Annotated in this window: 17 protein-coding genes; 14 read left to right on the forward strand and 3 right to left on the reverse strand. The window is 59.3% G+C overall.

The annotated features are described in order from the left end of the window. Positions 1–2 precede the first annotated feature (2 nt). Positions 3–1,259 (forward strand): cyanide-forming glycine dehydrogenase subunit HcnC, encoded by a 1,257-nt coding sequence (gene hcnC / locus E1573_RS11310; RefSeq protein ID WP_133213634.1) that lies wholly within the window; start codon positions 3–5, stop codon positions 1,257–1,259. A gap of 17 nt (positions 1,260–1,276) precedes the next feature. Here hcnC and E1573_RS11315 read toward each other — a convergent pair whose 3' ends face one another. Further along, complete coding sequence (locus tag E1573_RS11315; RefSeq protein ID WP_133213636.1) at positions 1,277–2,152, reverse strand: LysR family transcriptional regulator; 876 nt, start codon at positions 2,150–2,152, stop codon at positions 1,277–1,279. A 129-nt stretch (positions 2,153–2,281) separates the two neighbouring features. Here E1573_RS11315 and E1573_RS11320 point away from each other — a divergent pair, with 129 nt between their 5' ends. The 3 genes from E1573_RS11320 to E1573_RS11330 all read left to right on the forward strand — a co-directional run bounded on the left by E1573_RS11320 (position 2,282) and on the right by E1573_RS11330 (position 6,075). Further along, entirely contained in the window at positions 2,282–3,238 is a 957-nt protein-coding gene (locus E1573_RS11320) for an AraC family transcriptional regulator (RefSeq protein ID WP_133213638.1), read from the forward strand. A gap of 149 nt (positions 3,239–3,387) precedes the next feature. Beyond that, complete coding sequence (locus tag E1573_RS11325) at positions 3,388–4,719, forward strand: aromatic acid/H+ symport family MFS transporter (RefSeq protein WP_133213640.1); 1,332 nt, start codon at positions 3,388–3,390, stop codon at positions 4,717–4,719. A gap of 102 nt (positions 4,720–4,821) precedes the next feature. After that, positions 4,822–6,075: an OprD family porin gene (locus E1573_RS11330; protein ID WP_133213642.1), complete on the forward strand. Its 1,254-nt coding sequence runs from the start codon at positions 4,822–4,824 to the stop codon at positions 6,073–6,075. Positions 6,076–6,157: 82 nt separating this feature from the next. Here E1573_RS11330 and E1573_RS11335 read toward each other — a convergent pair whose 3' ends face one another. After that, complete coding sequence (locus E1573_RS11335; protein ID WP_133213645.1) at positions 6,158–6,460, reverse strand: DUF6124 family protein; 303 nt, start codon at positions 6,458–6,460, stop codon at positions 6,158–6,160. Positions 6,461–6,947: 487 nt separating this feature from the next. Between E1573_RS11335 and E1573_RS11340 the strand changes: the two genes are divergently transcribed. From E1573_RS11340 to E1573_RS11380, 9 genes are all read left to right on the forward strand, one after another. Further along, on the forward strand, positions 6,948–7,904 hold the full coding sequence (locus E1573_RS11340) for an AraC family transcriptional regulator (protein WP_133213647.1): 957 nt from the start codon (positions 6,948–6,950) through the stop codon (positions 7,902–7,904). A 106-nt stretch (positions 7,905–8,010) separates the two neighbouring features. After that, positions 8,011–9,369, forward strand: a complete 1,359-nt coding sequence (gene benA / locus E1573_RS11345; protein WP_133213649.1) for a benzoate 1,2-dioxygenase large subunit — start codon at positions 8,011–8,013, stop codon at positions 9,367–9,369. After that, positions 9,366–9,854 (forward strand): benzoate 1,2-dioxygenase small subunit, encoded by a 489-nt coding sequence (benB, locus tag E1573_RS11350; RefSeq protein ID WP_038616069.1) that lies wholly within the window; start codon positions 9,366–9,368, stop codon positions 9,852–9,854. Before benA ends, benB begins: the two co-directional genes overlap by 4 nt. Positions 9,855–9,878: 24 nt before the next feature. Beyond that, positions 9,879–10,889: a benzoate 1,2-dioxygenase electron transfer component BenC gene (benC, locus tag E1573_RS11355; protein ID WP_133213651.1), complete on the forward strand. Its 1,011-nt coding sequence runs from the start codon at positions 9,879–9,881 to the stop codon at positions 10,887–10,889. 65 nt (positions 10,890–10,954) lie between these two features. Further along, on the forward strand, positions 10,955–11,716 hold the full coding sequence (locus E1573_RS11360) for a 1,6-dihydroxycyclohexa-2,4-diene-1-carboxylate dehydrogenase (protein WP_133213653.1): 762 nt from the start codon (positions 10,955–10,957) through the stop codon (positions 11,714–11,716). A gap of 18 nt (positions 11,717–11,734) precedes the next feature. Beyond that, positions 11,735–12,856: a muconate cycloisomerase family protein gene (locus tag E1573_RS11365; RefSeq protein ID WP_133213655.1), complete on the forward strand. Its 1,122-nt coding sequence runs from the start codon at positions 11,735–11,737 to the stop codon at positions 12,854–12,856. Positions 12,857–12,867: 11 nt separating this feature from the next. Beyond that, entirely contained in the window at positions 12,868–13,158 is a 291-nt protein-coding gene (gene catC, locus E1573_RS11370) for a muconolactone Delta-isomerase (protein ID WP_133213657.1), read from the forward strand. A 38-nt stretch (positions 13,159–13,196) separates the two neighbouring features. Further along, positions 13,197–14,129 (forward strand): catechol 1,2-dioxygenase, encoded by a 933-nt coding sequence (gene catA, locus E1573_RS11375; RefSeq protein ID WP_133213659.1) that lies wholly within the window; start codon positions 13,197–13,199, stop codon positions 14,127–14,129. A gap of 107 nt (positions 14,130–14,236) precedes the next feature. Then, the gene (locus tag E1573_RS11380; RefSeq protein WP_133213661.1) at positions 14,237–15,442 is read left to right on the forward strand and encodes a benzoate/H(+) symporter BenE family transporter; all 1,206 of its coding nucleotides are present in this window, start codon (positions 14,237–14,239) and stop codon (positions 15,440–15,442) included. 2 nt (positions 15,443–15,444) lie between these two features. Here E1573_RS11380 and lpdA read toward each other — a convergent pair whose 3' ends face one another. Next, on the reverse strand, positions 15,445–16,845 hold the full coding sequence (gene lpdA, locus E1573_RS11385; protein ID WP_133213663.1) for a dihydrolipoyl dehydrogenase: 1,401 nt from the start codon (positions 16,843–16,845) through the stop codon (positions 15,445–15,447). 210 nt (positions 16,846–17,055) lie between these two features. On the opposite strand from lpdA, the gene cfaB reads away from it, so the two are divergent. Beyond that, a complete protein-coding gene (cfaB, locus tag E1573_RS11390; protein WP_133213665.1) occupies positions 17,056–18,240 on the forward strand; it encodes a C17 cyclopropane fatty acid synthase CfaB in 1,185 nt (394 codons plus the stop codon). The last annotated feature ends 1 nt before the right edge of the window (position 18,241 follow it).

Consider the following 18,241-nt stretch of genomic DNA (forward strand, 5'->3'; position numbering starts at 1 on the left):
CCATGAACAGAACCTACGATGTTGTGATTGCTGGTGGTGGTGTCATTGGCGCCTCATGCGCTTACCAATTGTCGAAACGCAAAAACCTGAGGATCGCTCTGATCGATGCCAAGCGTCCTGGTAACGCCACACGTGCTTCGGCCGGTGGGTTATGGGCGATTGGCGAGTCGGTGGGCCTGGGCTGTGGGGTGATTTTCTTTCGCATGATGTCGGCCCAGCACAAACGTCAGGCCCAAGGCAGTGCGGTGGCGGTGGATGCCAGCACCCCGCATATTCTGCCGCCGTCGTTCTTTGACTTTGCGCTGCAGTCCAACGCACTTTATCCACAGCTGCATCGCGAGCTGATCGACCGACATGGCATGGACTTCAAGTTCGAGCGTACGGGCCTGAAGTACGTGATTTATGACGATGAAGACCAACTGTACGCCGAGCACATCGTTGCGCAGATCCCGCACCTGGCCGATCAGGTACGCTGGCTCGACCGCGCGGCCTTGCGTCAGGCAGAACCGGCGGTCAGTCATCAGGCCCGTGGCGCGCTGGAGTTTCTGTGCGATCACCAGGTCAGCCCGTTCCGGCTGGCTGACGCTTACCTGGAAGCGGCGCGCCAGAACGGCGTGGAGCTGTTCCACAACACCAATGTCACCGGTGTGTTGCATCAAGGCTCACGGGTCAGTGGTGTGCAGACCGACGTAGCAGGCACGTTTCATTGTCAGACGCTGATCAATGCCGCTGGCGCGTGGGCGGCCGACCTGAGCGAACAGGCTACAGGGCTGCGCATTCCGGTAAGCCCGGTCAAAGGCCAGATCATCCTTACCGAGCGCATGCCTAAGCTGCTGCAAGGTTGCCTGACCACCAGTGATTGCTACATGGCGCAGAAGGACAATGGCGAGATCCTCATCGGTAGCACCACCGAAGACAAAGGCTTCGATGTGAGTAATACCTTCCCGGAGATCAACGGCCTGGTGCAGGGCGCCATTCGTTGTATTCCACAGCTGGCGCAGGTCAACCTCAAGCGCAGCTGGGCTGGTCTACGGCCGGGGTCACCGGATGAACTGCCGATTCTCGGGCCGGTTTCAGAAGTGTCTGGTTATTTGAATGCCTGTGGACACTTTCGCACCGGCATCCTCACGTCAGCAATCACCGGCGTGATGATCGACAAGCTTGTGCATGACGAAGTTTCACCTGTGGATATCACCCCGTTTCTGGCGAAACGCTTCTACAGCGGGCCTGTGGATAAACATTCGCTGGTCGCAAGCTGAGCGTGGAACGACCGGCCCTAGTGGCCGGTCATTCGTTCGATCAGTTCCAGGCAGTGCTGGACCTGTGGGGAGTTATCCCCAACCCGGCGGCTGAGAATGATCGGTGAAATCGCCGCCGACTCGCTCAATGGTGCAAACACGATATCGTCGCGATGCTGGCGCTGTACCGAAGCCGGCACCAAAGTTATCCCCAGGCCGGCCGCCACCAGACCGAGGGCGGTTTGCAGTTCGTTGGTCCATTGAATCACTTGCACACTCAGCCCCTGGCTGGAAAACAACGCCATGATGTGGTCGGCGTAGCTGGGGCGTGGTGTGGCGGGGTAGAGCACGAACGGCTCAAACGCCAGACGGATAAGATCGAGGGGCTGACCGATCAGTGGATGGCCGCAGGGCAGGGCGACCACCAGAGGATCTTCGCGCAGCACCTGTTGGTCGATGGCCGGGTCTTTGATGTGGATGCGGCCGAACCCAATGTCGATGCGTCCGGCTTTCAAAGCCTCGACCTGTTGCAGGGTGATCATTTCCTGCAGGCCCAGCTCCAGGTCCTGATTGCGCCGCAGTTGGCGAATCAGTTCAGGCAGCAGGTCGTACAGCGTCGACGGTGCAAAGCCGATGCGCAGCCACTGGCGCTCGCTGTTGGCGATACGTCGGGTTCCTTCGGATATTTGCTCAAGCTGGTCGAGCAGCATTGCACTCTGCTCGTAGAAATAGCGCCCGGCCTCAGTCAGGCGCAAAGGGCGGCTGCGCTCCAGCAGCGCGACGCCAAGAAACTCTTCCAACTGATGGATCTGCCGACTCAAGGGGGGTTGGGCAATGTGCAACTGCTCGGCGGCGCGGGTGAAGTTCAGGGTCTGCGCGAGCACCCGGAAGTAACGTAGATGGCGCAGTTCCATAATACCTCCAAGGTATGGTTGCCTACCCAACAGATATTGGACTGCCTGATAGTGCTGACGCAAGCTGGCGCCTTGTGGATAACCAGACCCTGTGGATATCGTCAGAAAGAACAAGAAAGAGGGCAGCCCATGAGCAGCCACCTGTTGAGCGAGCGCAGCAGTGTTTTTCAGCGCGCCGACCCTTACGCCGTGTCCGAATACGTCAATCAGCATGTGGGTGGCCATAGCCTGCGCCTGCCCAGAAGTGGTGACTTGAAGGCCAGCATCAATCACCGCAAGTTTGCCAGCCTTGATCTCTGCCGTCTCAGTTACGGCGGTAAAGCGCGGATCACCTCACCTGCTCTGGGTACCCTGTACCACCTGCAGATTCTGCTCAAGGGGCATTGTCAGTCCAGTTGCCGTGGCAATGAACACTACTACGTGCCGGGCGAGTTGTTGCTGATTAACCCCGACGATCCGGTAGACCTGACCTATTCGGCCGACTGCGAGAAATTCATTCTCAAGCTGCCGGTCAGTTTGCTGGAGCAGGCGTGTATTGAGCAGCGCTGGCAATTGCCTGAGGGGGGAATTCGTTTCAACCGAGCGCGTCACGTCACCGGTGAGCTGGAAGGCTTTATCGGCCTGCTCGGCTTGGTTTGCCAGGAGGCGGAAACCACCGATTCACTGCTGCAGGTGCAAGAGCATTACGGGCGTATTGTCGCCAGCAAGTTGCTCAGCTTGCTGGACAACAATGTGCAACGCGCCGAACCGGTGCAGCAAACACATTCTTTCGAACAATTAGCCGACTATATCGATGCCCACCTGGAACAAGACATCAGCGTCGCCCAGTTGATGAATGTGGCGCGGGTCAGTGAGCGCTCGTTGTATTCCCTGTTCGAACGTCATGCCGGGCTGTCGCCCAAAGGGTATGTGCGCCAGCGTAAGCTCGAACGGATTCATGCCGCACTGCAGGACCCGGCCAGCCAAGTGCGCAACGTCACCGAGATCGCCCTCGACTACGGGTTTCTGCACCTGGGGCGCTTTGCCGAAAGCTACCGCCAGCGCTTTGGCGAGCTGCCTTCGGCTACCTTCAAACGGCATCGCTGACACCTGGTCAGCCGTTGCGCAAACTGGATAGCGATTCGCAGGAAACGGCTATTGGCACTGTTGTACTAGTCCTAACCTGAGGCTGCGAACACTGCTCGGCAGGGTTCGCCACTCAGGTTTCGATAACAACAACAAAAGAGACACGCCACATGCGAGCGATCGATATCAATAGCCTGATCGATCAGGCGAAGTTCAATACCTTTCACTGGCGTGTACTGTTCTGGTGCGCGCTGATTATCATCTTCGACGGTTATGACCTGGTCATCTATGGCGTGGTATTGCCGGCCTTGATGCAAGAGTGGGGCATGACGCCGCTGCAAGCCGGTGCCCTGGGTAGCTACGCCTTGTTCGGCATGATGTTCGGTGCCTTGATATTCGGGCCGCTGTCAGACCGCATCGGGCGCAAGAAAGCCATCATGATCTGCGTGGTCCTGTTCAGCGGCTTTACCGTGCTCAACGGCTTTGCCCGCAATCCCACCGAATTCGGTATTTGCCGCTTCCTTGCCGGTTTAGGCATCGGCGGGGTGATGCCCAACGTGGTGGCCTTGATGAATGAGTACGCGCCAAAGCGCATGCGCAGCACCCTGGTGGCAATCATGTTCAGCGGTTACTCGGTGGGCGGCATGTTGTCTGCGGGCCTGGGCATCGTGTTGTTGCCGTCTTTCGGCTGGCAGTCGGTGTTCTACGTCGCCATCATCCCGTTGCTGCTGTTGCCGTTGATCTTGCGTTTCTTGCCGGAGTCGCTGGGTTTTCTGGTGCGCCAAGGCCGTACCGAGCAGGCCCGCGAACTGCTGCAGCGGGTAGAGCCCAGCTATAAACCGCAGGCTGATGACCGACTGGACGTGGTGACCGGTGTTCAGGCCGGTGGCTCGGTACCGCAGTTGTTCCGCGAAGGCCGGGCACTGAGCACGTTGATGCTCTGGGTGGCGTTCTTCTGCTGCTTGTTGATGGTTTACGCACTCAACTCCTGGCTGCCAAAACTGATGAACAACGCGGGTTACGGCCTGGGATCGAGCCTGGCGTTCCTGTTGGTGCTCAACTTCGGCGCGATTTTCGGTGCTGTCGGTGGCGGCTGGATTGGTGATCGCTTCAAACTCGACCGGGTGCTGGTGGTGTTCTTTGCGGTGGCGGCGTTGTCGATCAGCCTGCTGGGCTTCAAAAGTCCGACACCAGTGTTGTACCTGCTGATCGCCATTGCCGGGGCGACCACCATTGGTACGCAAATTTTGGCCTATGCCTGCGTCGCTCAGTTCTACCCGATGGGCATTCGTTCAACCGGCCTGGGTTGGGCATCGGGCATCGGCCGTACTGGAGCCATTGTCGGGCCGCTGCTGGGTGGCCTGCTGTTGGGCCACCAATTGCCGCTGGCGCTGAACTTCATGGCCTTTGCCGTACCGGGTGCGGTCGCGGCGCTGGCGATGATGGTGTTTGTCAGCCGTAGTTCGGCGCAGGCCGGAGCCGGGTTGCAGTCGGCGGCTTAGCCGACCCTGTCGCGGGGCAAGCCCGCTCCCACAGCCTCCTGTAGGAGCGGGCTTGCCCCGCGATCCCCCACGCTAAAAACAACAATAAAAAGAGCACATCAAATGAACAATCTCCGTCCAATCGGGTGGCTACCTTTGCTCGCCCTGAGTTTCACCACCCAGGCCGCTGAACCTGACTTTTTCAAGGACGCCACGGCTACCCTGCAAGCGCGCAACTACTACTTCAGCCGTGATTTTTCCGACATCGTCGGCCCCAACAAACAGTCCAAAGCCGAAGAGTGGGGCCAGGGTTTCATCCTCAACGTCAAATCAGGCTATACCCCGGGCATCATTGGGGTCGGTGTCGATGCCATCGGCGTGCTCGGTATCAAGCTCGACAGCAGCCCGGACCGTACTGGAACCGGTCTGCTGCCGGTGCAGGATGATGGCCGTGCCGCCGACGAATACAGCCGGGCTGGCGCCACCTTGAAGCTGCGCTATTCGAAGACCGAACTGAAGGTGGGTGAACTGCAAACCAACCTGCCGATTCTGCAGTACAACGATTCCCGCTTGTTGCCGCCCACTTACCAGGGCGCCAGCATCACCTCATCAGAGATCAACGGCCTGACGGTGCAGGCGGGCCACCTGAGCTCCACCAGCCTGCGCAACGAATCAGGCGATGAAAAGATGATCGCCATGCTTGGCCATCTGCCTCAGCGTCAGGCTGACAGCGATGCCTTCAACTTCGCTGGCGGCGACTACAGCTTCAATGCCAATCGCAGCACGCTGAGCCTGTGGTATGGCCGCTTGGAAGACATCTATCAACAAGGCTTTGTCGGCCTCAAGCACAGCCAGCCGGTGGGTGATTGGGTGCTGGGCGCCAACCTGGGTTACTTCACTGCGAAGGAACAGGGCGAAAGCAAAATTGGTGATATCGACAACCAGGCGTTCTACTCGTTGCTGTCGGCCAAACGCGGAGGGCACACATTCAGCGTTGGTTATCAGGGCATCTATGGCGAAGATTCGTTCCCGCGAGTGTTTCCGAACATTTCGCCGCTGGGTAACGAAGTGCCCACTTACGAGTTTTCCTATGCCGACGAGCGTTCCTGGCAGGTGCGCTACGACTACGACTTTGTGGCCATGGGCATTCCGGGGCTGACGGCGACCGTGCGATACCTCAAAGGCAACAACGTCGATACCGGCCTCGGTTTTGAGGGCAAGGAGCATGAACGTGATCTGGACCTGGGCTATGCGGTGCAAAGCGGTGTGCTCAAAGGCCTGGGCATTCGCGTGCGCAATGCGATGGCGCGTTCGAACTACCGTTCAGACATCGATGAGAACCGACTGGTGCTGACCTACACCTGGACACTGCTGTAGACCCGGTAGGAGCGGGCTTGCCCCGCGATTGCGATTGAACTGACACACCGCAATCGCGGGGCAAGCCCGCTCCCACTGTGACCTAACTCGGAACAAAGATCCGTTGCACACCAACGCCATCAAGCACTGCATCAATCAGTGCACGTGCTGTTTCGATATGCTGGCCGACGCCAGAGACAATCGAGCGGTCGTTGAGCGTCAGGTGATCAACCGCATCGCTGACTGTGGCTTCGGCGTATCGCAGCAGTTGGCAGGCGTGAAGCAGCGCCTCTTCGGCGGGAATGCCGGCGCGGATGTTGAATATGTGGTTGGTGCCGAACGGGGTGTTGGCTGTGGAGGCATTGGCAAGGTTGAGTGTGGGGGGATCGGGGACGATCTTTTTCATGGTTGACCTCTATGTATGAGTGAGCAACCACGCCTCGCTGCTAAACGAAGGGTGGCAGCTGTACGCGGGTTAGCAGACCGGACACAGAGGAACCCGGCGCACCCGAAGGCGCCCCACGTACAACCGCCATAATAGCGGTGTGCCGTTGACCTCATATGAATTGCCGGACTGCTAAATCCGATCGCTGGAATGTCCAACGACGGCAGCAGCCTAGGCCCCAGCGGGACCGGGCGCAACAGAGCAACGGCGCCGGAAGTATGATTCAGAACGGTCTGACAGAAAACACCTACCGCGTCGCGATTTGTCACTGCTTCATGTATGAACTCCTTCGGTAGGAGCGGGCTTGCCCCGCGATTGCGAATGAACTGACACACCGCAATCGCGGGGCAAGCCCGCTCCTACCGGAAACAAACCGTCCATCTTTCGGTTGGTCGCAAACCTGCGCTTTCGCTTAGACTGCCAAGATAACTACAACGAGTGTCCTGGTATGGAGAGTCCCCTGCTCAGTGAGCGCAGCCGGGTTTTCGATCGTGCCGACCCTTATGCCGTGTCGACCTACGTCAATCAGCATGTGGGTGTGCATAACATCCGTCTGCCGCGTTACGGGCATCCCGAAGCGTGTCTCGACCACCGCAAATTCGCCAGCCTTGATCTCTGCCGGATCAGTTATGGGGGCGAAGTGCGGGTGATGTCGCCTGCGCTGGAAAACGTCTTTCACCTGCAGATTCTGCTGCGGGGCCATTGCCTGTGGCGCCGTGGCAAGGATGAGCGTTTGCTTGGCCCGGGTGAACTGCTGCTGATCAACCCGGACGAACCAGTCGATCTGGCCTACTCGGCCGACTGCGAAAAATTCATTCTCAAACTGCCCAACCGCTTGCTGGAAAACGTCTGCGATGAACAGCGTTGGCACCGCCCCGACGAGGGCGTGCGCTTTATCCAGAGCCATTACCAGTTGCTGGCGCTGGAAGGATTTTCCGGGTTGCTGGCCATGGTCTGTCATGAAGCCGAAGCCAGTGAGCCACTGATCCGCGTGCAGGAGCACTACAGCCAGATCGTCGCCAGCAAGATGCTTACTCTGATGCCCACCAACGTCAGCCGTGAGGCGTTGAACAGCCAGGCGGTGACTTTCGACCGGATTGCCGGTTACATCGAAGGCAACCTCAAGCTGGATATTTGCAGCGAGCAATTGGCGCGTCAGGCCAGCATGAGCCTGCGGTCGTTGTATGCGTTGTTTGAGCGCAATGCTGGGACCACGCCGAAAAACTACATCCGCGAGAAGAAGCTCGAACGCATCCACGCCAGCCTTGCCGACCCTAACTGCCCGGTACGCAGCATCACCGAACTGGCCATGGATTATGGCTTCGTGCACCTGGGGCGTTTCTCGGAAAACTACAAGTCGCTGTTCGGCGAACTCCCCTCCGATACCCTCAAGCGTCGTTCCTGACACTTTGCAGAAAACGGATAAAGGTCTGCACAAAGCGGATATTTGCCGTGCCCCTCGCTCCCTAACCTGACATGGCCTGACCACAATAACAACGGAGGCCCCGGCCATGTCCCTGGGATTCGATTACATTAATGCCCTGCTTGAAGAAGATCAGGAGAAGGGCGTCTTTCGCTGCAAGCGTGAGATGTTCACCGACCCCCGTCTGTTCGATCTTGAAATGAAACACATCTTCGAGGGCAACTGGCTGTACCTTGCCCACGAAAGCCAGATTCCTGAGAAGAACGACTTCCTTACCACCACCATGGGGCGCCAGCCGATTTTCATCGCGCGCAACAAGGATGGTGTGCTCAATGCGTTCCTCAATGCCTGCAGCCACCGCGGCGCGATGCTTTGCCGACACAAGAGCGGTAATCGCTCGTCGTACACCTGCCCGTTCCACGGTTGGACCTTCAACAACTCCGGCAAGCTGCTCAAGGTCAAGGATCCGGTCGATGCCGGTTACCCGTCGAGCTTCAACTGCGAAGGTTCCCACGACCTGACCAAGGTTGCCCGTTTTGAGTCGTACCGTGGCTTTTTGTTCGGTAGCCTGAACCCGGACGTCGTTCCGCTGGTTGAGCACCTGGGCGAGTCGGCGAAGATCATCGACATGATCGTCGATCAATCGCCTGAAGGCCTGGAAGTGCTGCGCGGCTCTTCATCGTACATCTACGAAGGCAACTGGAAGCTGACCGCCGAGAACGGTGCCGACGGCTACCACGTCAGTGCTGTGCACTGGAACTATGCCGCTACCCAAAACCAGCGCAAACAGCGTGAAGCTGGCAGCGAAGTGAAAACCATGAGTGCTGGCGGCTGGGCCAAGAGCGGTGGTGGTTTCTACTCGTTCGACAAAGGCCACCTGCTGCTCTGGACCCGTTGGGCCAACCCTGAGGACCGCCCGCTGTTCGAGCGCCGCGATGAGCTGGCTGCCGACTTCGGTCAGGCGCGCGCCAACTGGATGATCGAGAACTCGCGCAACCTGTGCCTGTACCCGAACGTGTACCTGATGGACCAGTTCAGCTCGCAGATCCGTATTGCCCGCCCGATTGCCGTGGACAAGACCGAGATCACCATTTACTGCATCGCACCGAAAGGCGAGAGCGCCGAGGCGCGTGCCCAGCGTATCCGTCAGTACGAAGACTTCTTCAACGTCAGTGGCATGGCCACCCCGGACGATCTGGAAGAGTTCCGCTCCTGCCAGATGGGTTACCAAGGCGGACGCGGCTGGAACGACATGTCCCGTGGCGCAACCCACTGGGTTGACGGCGCCGATGCCGCGGCCCAGGAAATCGACCTGCATCCGCAAATGAGCGGTGTGCGTACTGAAGACGAAGGCCTGTTCGTACTGCAACACAAGTACTGGCAGGAAACCATGCTCAAGGCCCTCGAAGCCGAACAGCAGTTGATCCCAGTGGAGGCCGTGCAATGAGCATTTCCTTCGAGCAAGTGCGCGACTTTCTCTATGAAGAAGCGCGTTACCTGGACGACAGCCAATGGGACAACTGGCTGGAGTGCTACGCCGCCGACGCTACCTTCTGGATGCCGGCCTGGGATGATAACGACCAGCTCACCGAAGACCCACAACGGGAAATCTCGCTGATCTGGTACGGCAACCGTGGCGGCCTGGAAGACCGGGTGTTCCGGATCAAGACCGAACGCTCCAGTGCGACCATGCCCGACACCCGAACCTCGCACAACATCAGCAACATCGAACTGCTGGAACAGAACGATGGCGTCTGCAAGGTGCGCTTTAACTGGCACACCCTGAGCTTTCGCTACAAGACAGTGGACAGTCACTTCGGCACCAGCTTCTACACCCTTGATGTGCGCGGCGAACGCCCGCTGATCAAGGCCAAGAAGGTCGTGCTCAAGAACGACTACGTGCGTCAGGTCATCGACGTTTACCACATCTGAATCCAGCTTTCTGCGAGGTGTGCCATGCACAAGATCGCCTTGAATTTCGAAGACGGGGTTACCCGTTTCATTGACGCCACTGCTGACGAGACCGTGGCCGATGCCGCCTACCGTCAGGGCATCAACATCCCACTGGACTGCCGTGATGGCGCCTGCGGAACCTGCAAGTGTTTTGCTGAGGCTGGTCGTTATGACCTGGGCCAGGAATACATCGAAGATGCTTTGAGCGAAGAAGAAGCTGCTCAAGGTTTTGTACTGACCTGCCAGATGCGCGCCGAAAGTGATTGCGTGGTGCGAATCCCGGCCTCGTCCCAGGTCTGCAAGACTGAGCAGTCCAGCTACCAGGCCAGCATCAGCGAAGTTCGCCAGTTGTCCGACAGCACCATTGCCTTGTCGATCAAAGGCGAAGCGCTGAGCCGTCTGGCCTTCCTGCCGGGGCAGTACGTCAACCTCGGCGTACCCGGCAGCGAGCAGACCCGCGCCTATTCCTTCAGCTCACTGCAGAAGGATGGCGAGGTCAGCTTCCTGATCCGCAACGTGCCGGGCGGCCTGATGAGCAGCTTCCTGACCGGTCTGGCCAAGGCGGGCGACAGCATGACCCTGGCCGGTCCGCTGGGCAGTTTCTACCTGCGTGAAATCCGTCGTCCGCTGCTGCTGTTGGCAGGTGGTACCGGGCTCGCACCGTTTACCGCGATGCTGGAAAAAATCGCCGAAGAGGGCAGCGAACACCCGCTGCACCTGATCTACGGCGTTACCAATGATTTCGACCTGGTTGAACTGGACCGCCTGCAAGCCCTAGCTGCAAGCATTCCCAACTTCACCTTCAGCGCCTGCGTGGCCAACCCTGAGAGCCAGCATCCGCTCAAGGGCTACGTCACCCAGCACATCGAGCCGCAGCACCTCAACGAAGGCGATGTCGATGTGTACCTGTGCGGCCCGCCGCCGATGGTTGAAGCGGTCAGCCAGTACATCCGCGAACAAGGCATCACCCCGGCGAACTTCTACTACGAAAAATTCGCTGCTGCCGCTGCCTGATCCTGCTTTATGGGGCCGGGCGCATCGTGCGGGTACGGTCGGTCCCTTTTTTATTCGAGGTTGTCATGAACAACAGATTCGATAACAAGGTCGTGCTGGTTACCGGCGCTGCCCAGGGCATCGGTCGCCGGTTGTGCGAGCGCTTGCTCGAAGAAGGCGCGACCCTGGTGGCGGTAGACCGCTCAGAGCTGGTACACGAACTGCGAGGCGAAGGCGTTCTGACCCTGACCGCCGACTTGGAGCAACACACCGAATGCAGCCAGGTGATGGCGGCAGCGGTGGAGCGGTTCGGTCGCCTCGATGTGTTGGTCAACAATGTTGGCGGCACTATTTGGGCCAAACCTTTCGAGCACTACGAAGCCTCACAGATCGAAGCCGAAGTGCGTCGCTCGTTGTTCCCTACGCTGTGGTGCTGCCATGCAGCGTTGCCTTACATGCTTGAGCAGGGCAGCGGCGCGATCGTCAACGTTTCCTCCATCGCAACGCGTAGCGTTAACCGCGTGCCGTACGGTGCTGCCAAGGGCGGTGTGAATGCTCTGACTGCTTGCCTGGCGTTTGAAACCGCCGGCCGTGGCGTGCGGGTCAACGCTACTGCGCCGGGTGGTACCGAAGCACCGCCACGCCGGGTTCCGCGCAACAGCGCTGAGCAAAGCAGCGACGAGAAAGTCTGGTACCAGCAGATCGTCGACCAGACCATTGATAGCAGCCTGATGAAGCGCTACGGCAACCTCGACGAGCAGGTTGGCGCCATTCTGTTCCTGGCCTCTGACGAGGCTTCCTACATCACTGGCACGGTGCTGCCAGTTGGCGGCGGCGACCTCGGTTGAGCGCCCCTGGAGATCTCGATGAGTCATCCCTTGATTGAACGCATCTCGACGCTGATCGTTGATTTGCCCACCATTCGCCCGCACAAGCTGGCGATGCATACCATGCAGAAGCAGACCTTGGTGATCATCCGTCTGCAATGCTCTGATGGCATCGAAGGTATTGGCGAGTCCACCACCATTGGTGGTCTGGCCTATGGCAACGAAAGCCCGGAAAGCATCAAGCAGAACATCGACAGCTACTTTGCACCGCTGCTGATTGGCCAGGACGCCAGCAACATCAATGCCGCGATGCAGCGTCTGGACAAGGTGATCAAGGGCAATACCTTTGCCCGCTCCGGTATCGAAAGTGCTTTGCTCGATGCGCAAGGCAAGCGTCAGGGGCTGGCGGTCAGTGAACTGCTGGGCGGTCGTGTTCGCGACAGCCTGGAAGTGGCCTGGACCCTGGCCAGTGGCGACACCGCGCGTGATATCGCCGAGGCCGAGCAAATGCTCGATCTGCGCCGCCACCGCATCTTCAAGTTGAAGATCGGCTCCAACGAAGTTGCCCACGACCTTAACCATGTCATCGCGATCAAGCGCGCACTGGGCGATCGCGCCAGTGTGCGGGTCGACGTTAACCAGTACTGGGACGAATCCCAGGCGATCCGCGCTTGCCAAGTGTTGGGCGACAACGGTATCGACCTGGTCGAACAGCCGATTTCGCGCATCAACCGTGCCGGTCAGGTACGCCTGAACCAGCGCAGCCCGGCGCCGATCATGGCCGATGAGTCGATCGAAAGTGTCGAAGACGCTTTCAGCCTGGCAGCCGACGGCGCCGCGAGCATCTTCGCGTTGAAGATCGCCAAGAACGGTGGCCCACGTGCCGTGTTGCGCACCGCACAAATTGCCGAAGCTGCAGGCATCGCACTGTACGGCGGCACCATGCTCGAAGGCTCGATCGGCACGCTGGCCTCGGCCCATGCCTTTATCACCCTGAACAAACTGACCTGGCACACCGAACTGTTCGGCCCCTTGTTGCTGACCGAAGAGATCGTTAACGAAGCGCCGGTCTACCGCGACTTCGCCCTGCACGTGCCCCGTACCCCAGGCCTGGGCCTGACCCTGGACGAAGAGCGCCTGGCGTTCTTCAGCCGCAAGTAAGGAGAGATGCCATGTTGTTCCACGTGAAAATGACCGTGAACCTGCCCCTGGACATGGACCCGGCCAAAGCCGCGCAACTCAAGGCCGACGAGAAGGAACTCGCCCAGCGCCTGCAACGCGAAGGCAGCTGGCGTCACCTGTGGCGCATCGCCGGGCACTACGCCAACTACAGCGTGTTCGACCTGCCTAGCGTCGAAGCGCTGCACGACACCCTGATGCAGCTGCCGCTGTTCCCCTACATGGACATCGAAATCGATGGCCTGTGCCGTCACCCGTCATCGATCCACAGCGACGACCGTTAAACGCGAAACGCAGATAACAACAATTCGAGGTACATATCATGACCGTGAAGATTGCTCACACTGCCGATGTCCAGAAATTCTTCGAAGAAGTCAGCGGCCTGAACAACGACTTGGGTAGCCCGCGCATGAAGCTGGTGACCAACCGTATCGTTAACGATGTGGCGCGCATCATCGAAGACCTGCAAGTGACCCCTGATGAATTCTGGAAGGCGGTGGATTACCTCAACCGCTTGGGCTCGCGCCAGGAAGCCGGCCTGTTGGTGGCTGGTCTGGGCGTCGAGCATTACCTGGACTTGCAACTGGACGCCCAGGACGCCGAAGCCGGTATCAGTGGCGGTACCCCACGCACCATCGAAGGGCCGCTGTATGTTGCCGGCGCACCGATGGCGGAAGGCGAAGTCCGCATGGACGACGGCCAGGACCCAGGCACCGTAATGTTCCTCCAGGGCCGTGTGCTGGATGAGCAGGGCCAGCCAGTCGCGGGCGCCGTGGTAGACCTGTGGCATGCCAACACCCAAGGCACTTACTCATACTTCGACAGCACCCAGTCGGACTTCAACCTGCGTCGCCGTATCGTCACCGACGCCGAGGGTCGCTACCGCGCCCGCAGCATCGTGCCGTCGGGCTATGGCTGCCCGGCAGACGGTCCGACTCAAGAGCTGCTTGATCAACTGGGTCGTCACGGCAATCGCCCAGCGCATATCCACTTCTTCATTTCGGCACCGGGCTATCGTCACCTGACGACCCAGATCAACCTGGCCGGTGACCAGTACCTGTGGGACGACTTCGCCTATGCCACCCGTGATGGCTTGATCGGTGAACTGCGTTTTGTTGAAGACGCGGCAGCAGCCGATGCCCGTGGTGTGGAAGGGCGCTTTGCCGAAATGGATTTCGACTTCCAGTTGCTCAGCGCACCGAAGCCTGCCTGTGAACAGCGCAGCAAGCGGCCACGGGCGTTGCAGGACGCCTGAGTAACAGGTTGAATTGATCGCGGGGCAAGCCCGCTCCCACAGGTAAACACACTGTGGGAGCGGGCTTGCCCCGCGATGCTTTTAGAAGCCAATAACTGGACGATCCAATGAAAACAATATTCCAGGACTTCTCCCTTTCTGCCTTGGTTGCCGGCTTCATCGCCACACTGATTTCCTACGCTGGCCCGTTGGTGATCATCTTTCAAGCCGCCCACAGCGCTGATCTGTCGGCCGCTGAACTGTCGTCGTGGGTCTGGGCCATTTCCATTGGTAGCGGTGTACTGGGTGTGGTGCTCAGCCTGCGCTACAAAGTGCCGCTGGTGATTGCCTGGTCGGCACCGGGTTCCGCGTTACTGGTGGCGCTGCTGCCAGACATTGCGTTTGCCGAAGCGATTGGTGCCTATATCGTCGCCAACCTGGTGATTCTGCTGGTGGGTTTGTCCGGCGCCTTTGACCGGATTGTCGGCAAACTTCCACCGGCCATTTCTGCGGGCATGCTGGCCGGAATCCTGTTCAGCTTTGGCACCGGTTTGTTCACCTCGGTGAAATCGCAGCCACTGCTGGTGCTGGCAATGTTCGTCACTTACCTGGTGTTCAAGCGCATCGCGCCACGCTACGCCGTGTTGGCTGTGCTGGTGTGCGGCGTGAGCATCGCCGTATTCAGTGGTGAAATGAACAGCTCGGCGCTGGTAGTCGGCCTGGCCACGCCAGTGTGGACCGCGCCGGTATTTACCTGGCATGCCGTACTGAGCATCAGCCTGCCGTTGGTCATGGTGGCGCTGACCGGGCAATTTGTGCCGGGTATTGCGGTACTGCGTAACGATGGCTATCAAACGCCGGCAAGCCCGATCATTTCCAGCAACGCGTTCACCAGCCTGCTGCTGGCGCCGTTCGGTTGTCACGGATTGAACCTGGCGGCGATCACCGCCGCGATCTGCACTGGGCGCGAATCGCATGACGACCCCGGCAAACGCTATTGGGCGGGTGTGTGGGGTGGCGTGCTGTATTTGCTGCTAGGCGTTTTCGGGGCGACGCTGGTGTCGCTGTTCACCGCGTTTCCGGCGGCGCTGATTGCCGCATTGGCGGGCCTGGCGTTGTTCGGCGCTATCGGAGGTGCTTTAGCGGGTGCGATGAGCGTGCCGAATGACCGAGAAGCGGCGTTGATCACCTTTCTGGTGACCGCCTCGGGGATGTCATTTCTGGGGTTGTCGGCTGCGTTCTGGGGGCTGATCTTCGGTTTGTTTGCACACCTGTTGCTGCACCTGCGGCGGCCAGCGCCGCAGGTGAGCAGGGCAAGGATGCAGGCTGACTGACGTCAGATCTGCATGGCCATGCCTTCGACGTTCATCGCCGCCTGGCGCAAGGCTTCAGAGCGCGTCGGGTGAGGGTGGCAGGTGAGGGCGATGTCTTCAGCCGAGGCTGAGAACTCCATGGCTACGCAGAATTCACCGATCATCTCGCTGACGCTAGGGCCAACCAGGTGCACACCCAGCACTTCGTCGGTGTTGGCGTCGGCCAGGACTTTGGCGAAGCCTTCAGTTTCGTGGTTGATCTTGGCGCGGCTGTTGGCGGTGAACGGGAACTTGCCCACCTTGTAGGCACGCCCTTCGGCTTTGAGCTGTTCTTCGGTCTTGCCGACGCTGGCCAATTCCGGGCGGGTGTAGATCACGCCAGGAATGAGGTTGTAGTTGACCTCATGGGCCTTGCCGGCAATGCGCTCAATGCAGGCAACTGCTTCGTCTTCGGCCTTGTGCGCCAGCATCGGGCCGGAGGTGACATCGCCAATGACCCAGATCCCCGGTACGGCGCTGCGGTGATGCTCGTTGGCAAGCATGCCGCGTTTGTCGGTTTCCAGGCCGACCGTTTCCAGGCCCAGGCCTTTGGTGTAAGGCCGACGGCCAATGGCGACCAATACATAGTCCGCCTGCAGCGTTTCACTGGTACCACCCGCAGCTGGCTCAAGGCTAAGGCTGACGCCATCGGCCGAAGCAGTGGCTTGAGTGACCTTGCTGCCCAGCTTAAAGCTGATGCCTTGTTTGGCCAGCGAACGCTGCAGGGTTTTGGCGGTTTCTTCATCGGTGCCGGGACAGATGCGGTCCAGGTACTCGATCACTGTGACTTGGCTACCCAGGCGGCGCCACACCGAACCCAGTTCCAGGCCGATTACGCCAGCGCCGATCACTACCAGGTGCTTGGGCACGTTGGGCAGCGACAGGGCGCCGGTAGAGTCGATGATGCGCTGATTGTCGATGGTCACGCCCGGCAGCGGCGTTGGCTCGGAGCCGGTGGCGATGACAATGTCCTTGGCCTGCAGTTCGGTGACGCTGCCGTCTTCGGCGCTGACATTGACCCGGCCCGGGCCAGCCAGTTGGCCCCAGCCTTTGATCCAGTCGACTTTGTTTTTGCGGAACAGGAATTCGATGCCCTTGGTCAGGCCGGTGACGCTCTCGTCCTTCTGTTTCATCATCTGGGCGAGATTCAGGGTCGGCTTGACCTCGATGCCCAGGTTGGCGAACTCGCTGCCGACTGCGGCCTCATACAGTTCCGAAGCATGCAACAGCGCCTTGGAGGGCATGCAGCCGACATTCAGGCAGGTGCCGCCGAGTGTCGAGCGACCTTCCACGCAGGCCACGCTCATGCCCAACTGACCGGCGCGGATGGCGGCGTTGTAGCCACCAGGGCCGCCGCCGATGATCACCACATCATAGGTTTTCATTGTTGTACTCCAGGATGAAGAATCGGCAATGGCGGCAAGATTAGTCTGCTAGGCGAGTGATTGTATACAATTTATCGCGCGGTTCGATTGCGCTCCAAGGGTCTGGAATGCGGGCGACAGCTTCAGACTATGGTCGCGATAGCCTGAAACTTCCAACAGATGAACTACCCTTTGGCGGTGACGTCCGATGAAGAAAGGGAGGTTCAATTCATGCTTGCGCAACTTCCACCTGTTCTGCAAAGCCTGCGATTGCCACTACGTTTGCGGCTGTGGGATGGTCATGAGTTCGATCTGGGGCCTAAGCCTCAGGTCACCATTCTGGTAAAAGATCCGCAGCTACTCACCCAACTGACTCACCCAAGCCTGGATGAACTGGGCGCTGCTTTCGTTGAAGGCAAACTGGAGTTGGAGGGCACCATCAGTGAGGTGATCCGGATTTGCGATGAACTCAGTGAGGCCTTGCTCAAGCATGAAGTTGAAGACCAACCGGTAAGGCGCGAGCACGACAAGGCTACGGACGCTTCAGCGATCTCCTATCACTACGACCTGTCCAACGACTTCTACCAGCTGTGGCTGGACCGTGACATGGCCTACTCCTGTGCGTATTTCAAAACAGATCAGGACAGCCTGGAACTGGCCCAGCAGAACAAGTTCGAACACCTGTGCCGCAAATTGCGTTTGCGCAAGGGCGATTACTTACTCGATGTAGGTTGTGGTTGGGGTGGTTTATCGCGCTTTGCCGCCCGTGAATTCGGCGCCAGGGTTCTCGGCATTACCCTGAGCAAGGAACAGCTCAAACTGGGTCGTGAGCGGGTCAAGGCCGAAGGTCTGCAAGGTCAGGTGGAACTGAAGATTCTCGACTATCGCGACATTCCTCAGGACGGTCGCTTCGACAAAGTGGTCAGTGTCGGCATGTTCGAACACGTCGGCCATGCCAACCTGGCGTTGTACTGCCAGCGTTTGTTCGGTGCGGTGCGAGAGGGCGGGCTGGTGATGAACCACGGCATCACGGCCAAGCATGTGGATGGGCGTCCGGTCGGGCGCGGCGCGGGTAACTTCATAGGGCGCTACGTGTTCCCGCACGGCGAGCTGCCGCACCTGTCGATGATCGCTGCCAGCATCAGTCAGGCGGGGCTTGAGGTTGTCGATGTTGAAAGCCTGCGCCTGCATTATGCCCGCACCCTCAAGCACTGGAGTGACCGCCTCGAAAGCCAGTTGCAAGCGGCCTCGGCGCTGGTGCCGGAAAAAGCGCTGCGTATCTGGCGCTTGTACCTGGCGGGTTGCTCCTATGCCTTTGCCAAGGGCTGGATCAACCTGCATCAGATACTGGCGGTCAAACCGTTCGCTGATGGTCACCACGACCTGCCGTTGACCCGTGAAGATTTGTATCGCTGAA

This window comes from Pseudomonas sp. H9 (genome assembly GCF_004353925.1).
GTDB lineage: Bacteria > Pseudomonadota > Gammaproteobacteria > Pseudomonadales > Pseudomonadaceae > Aquipseudomonas.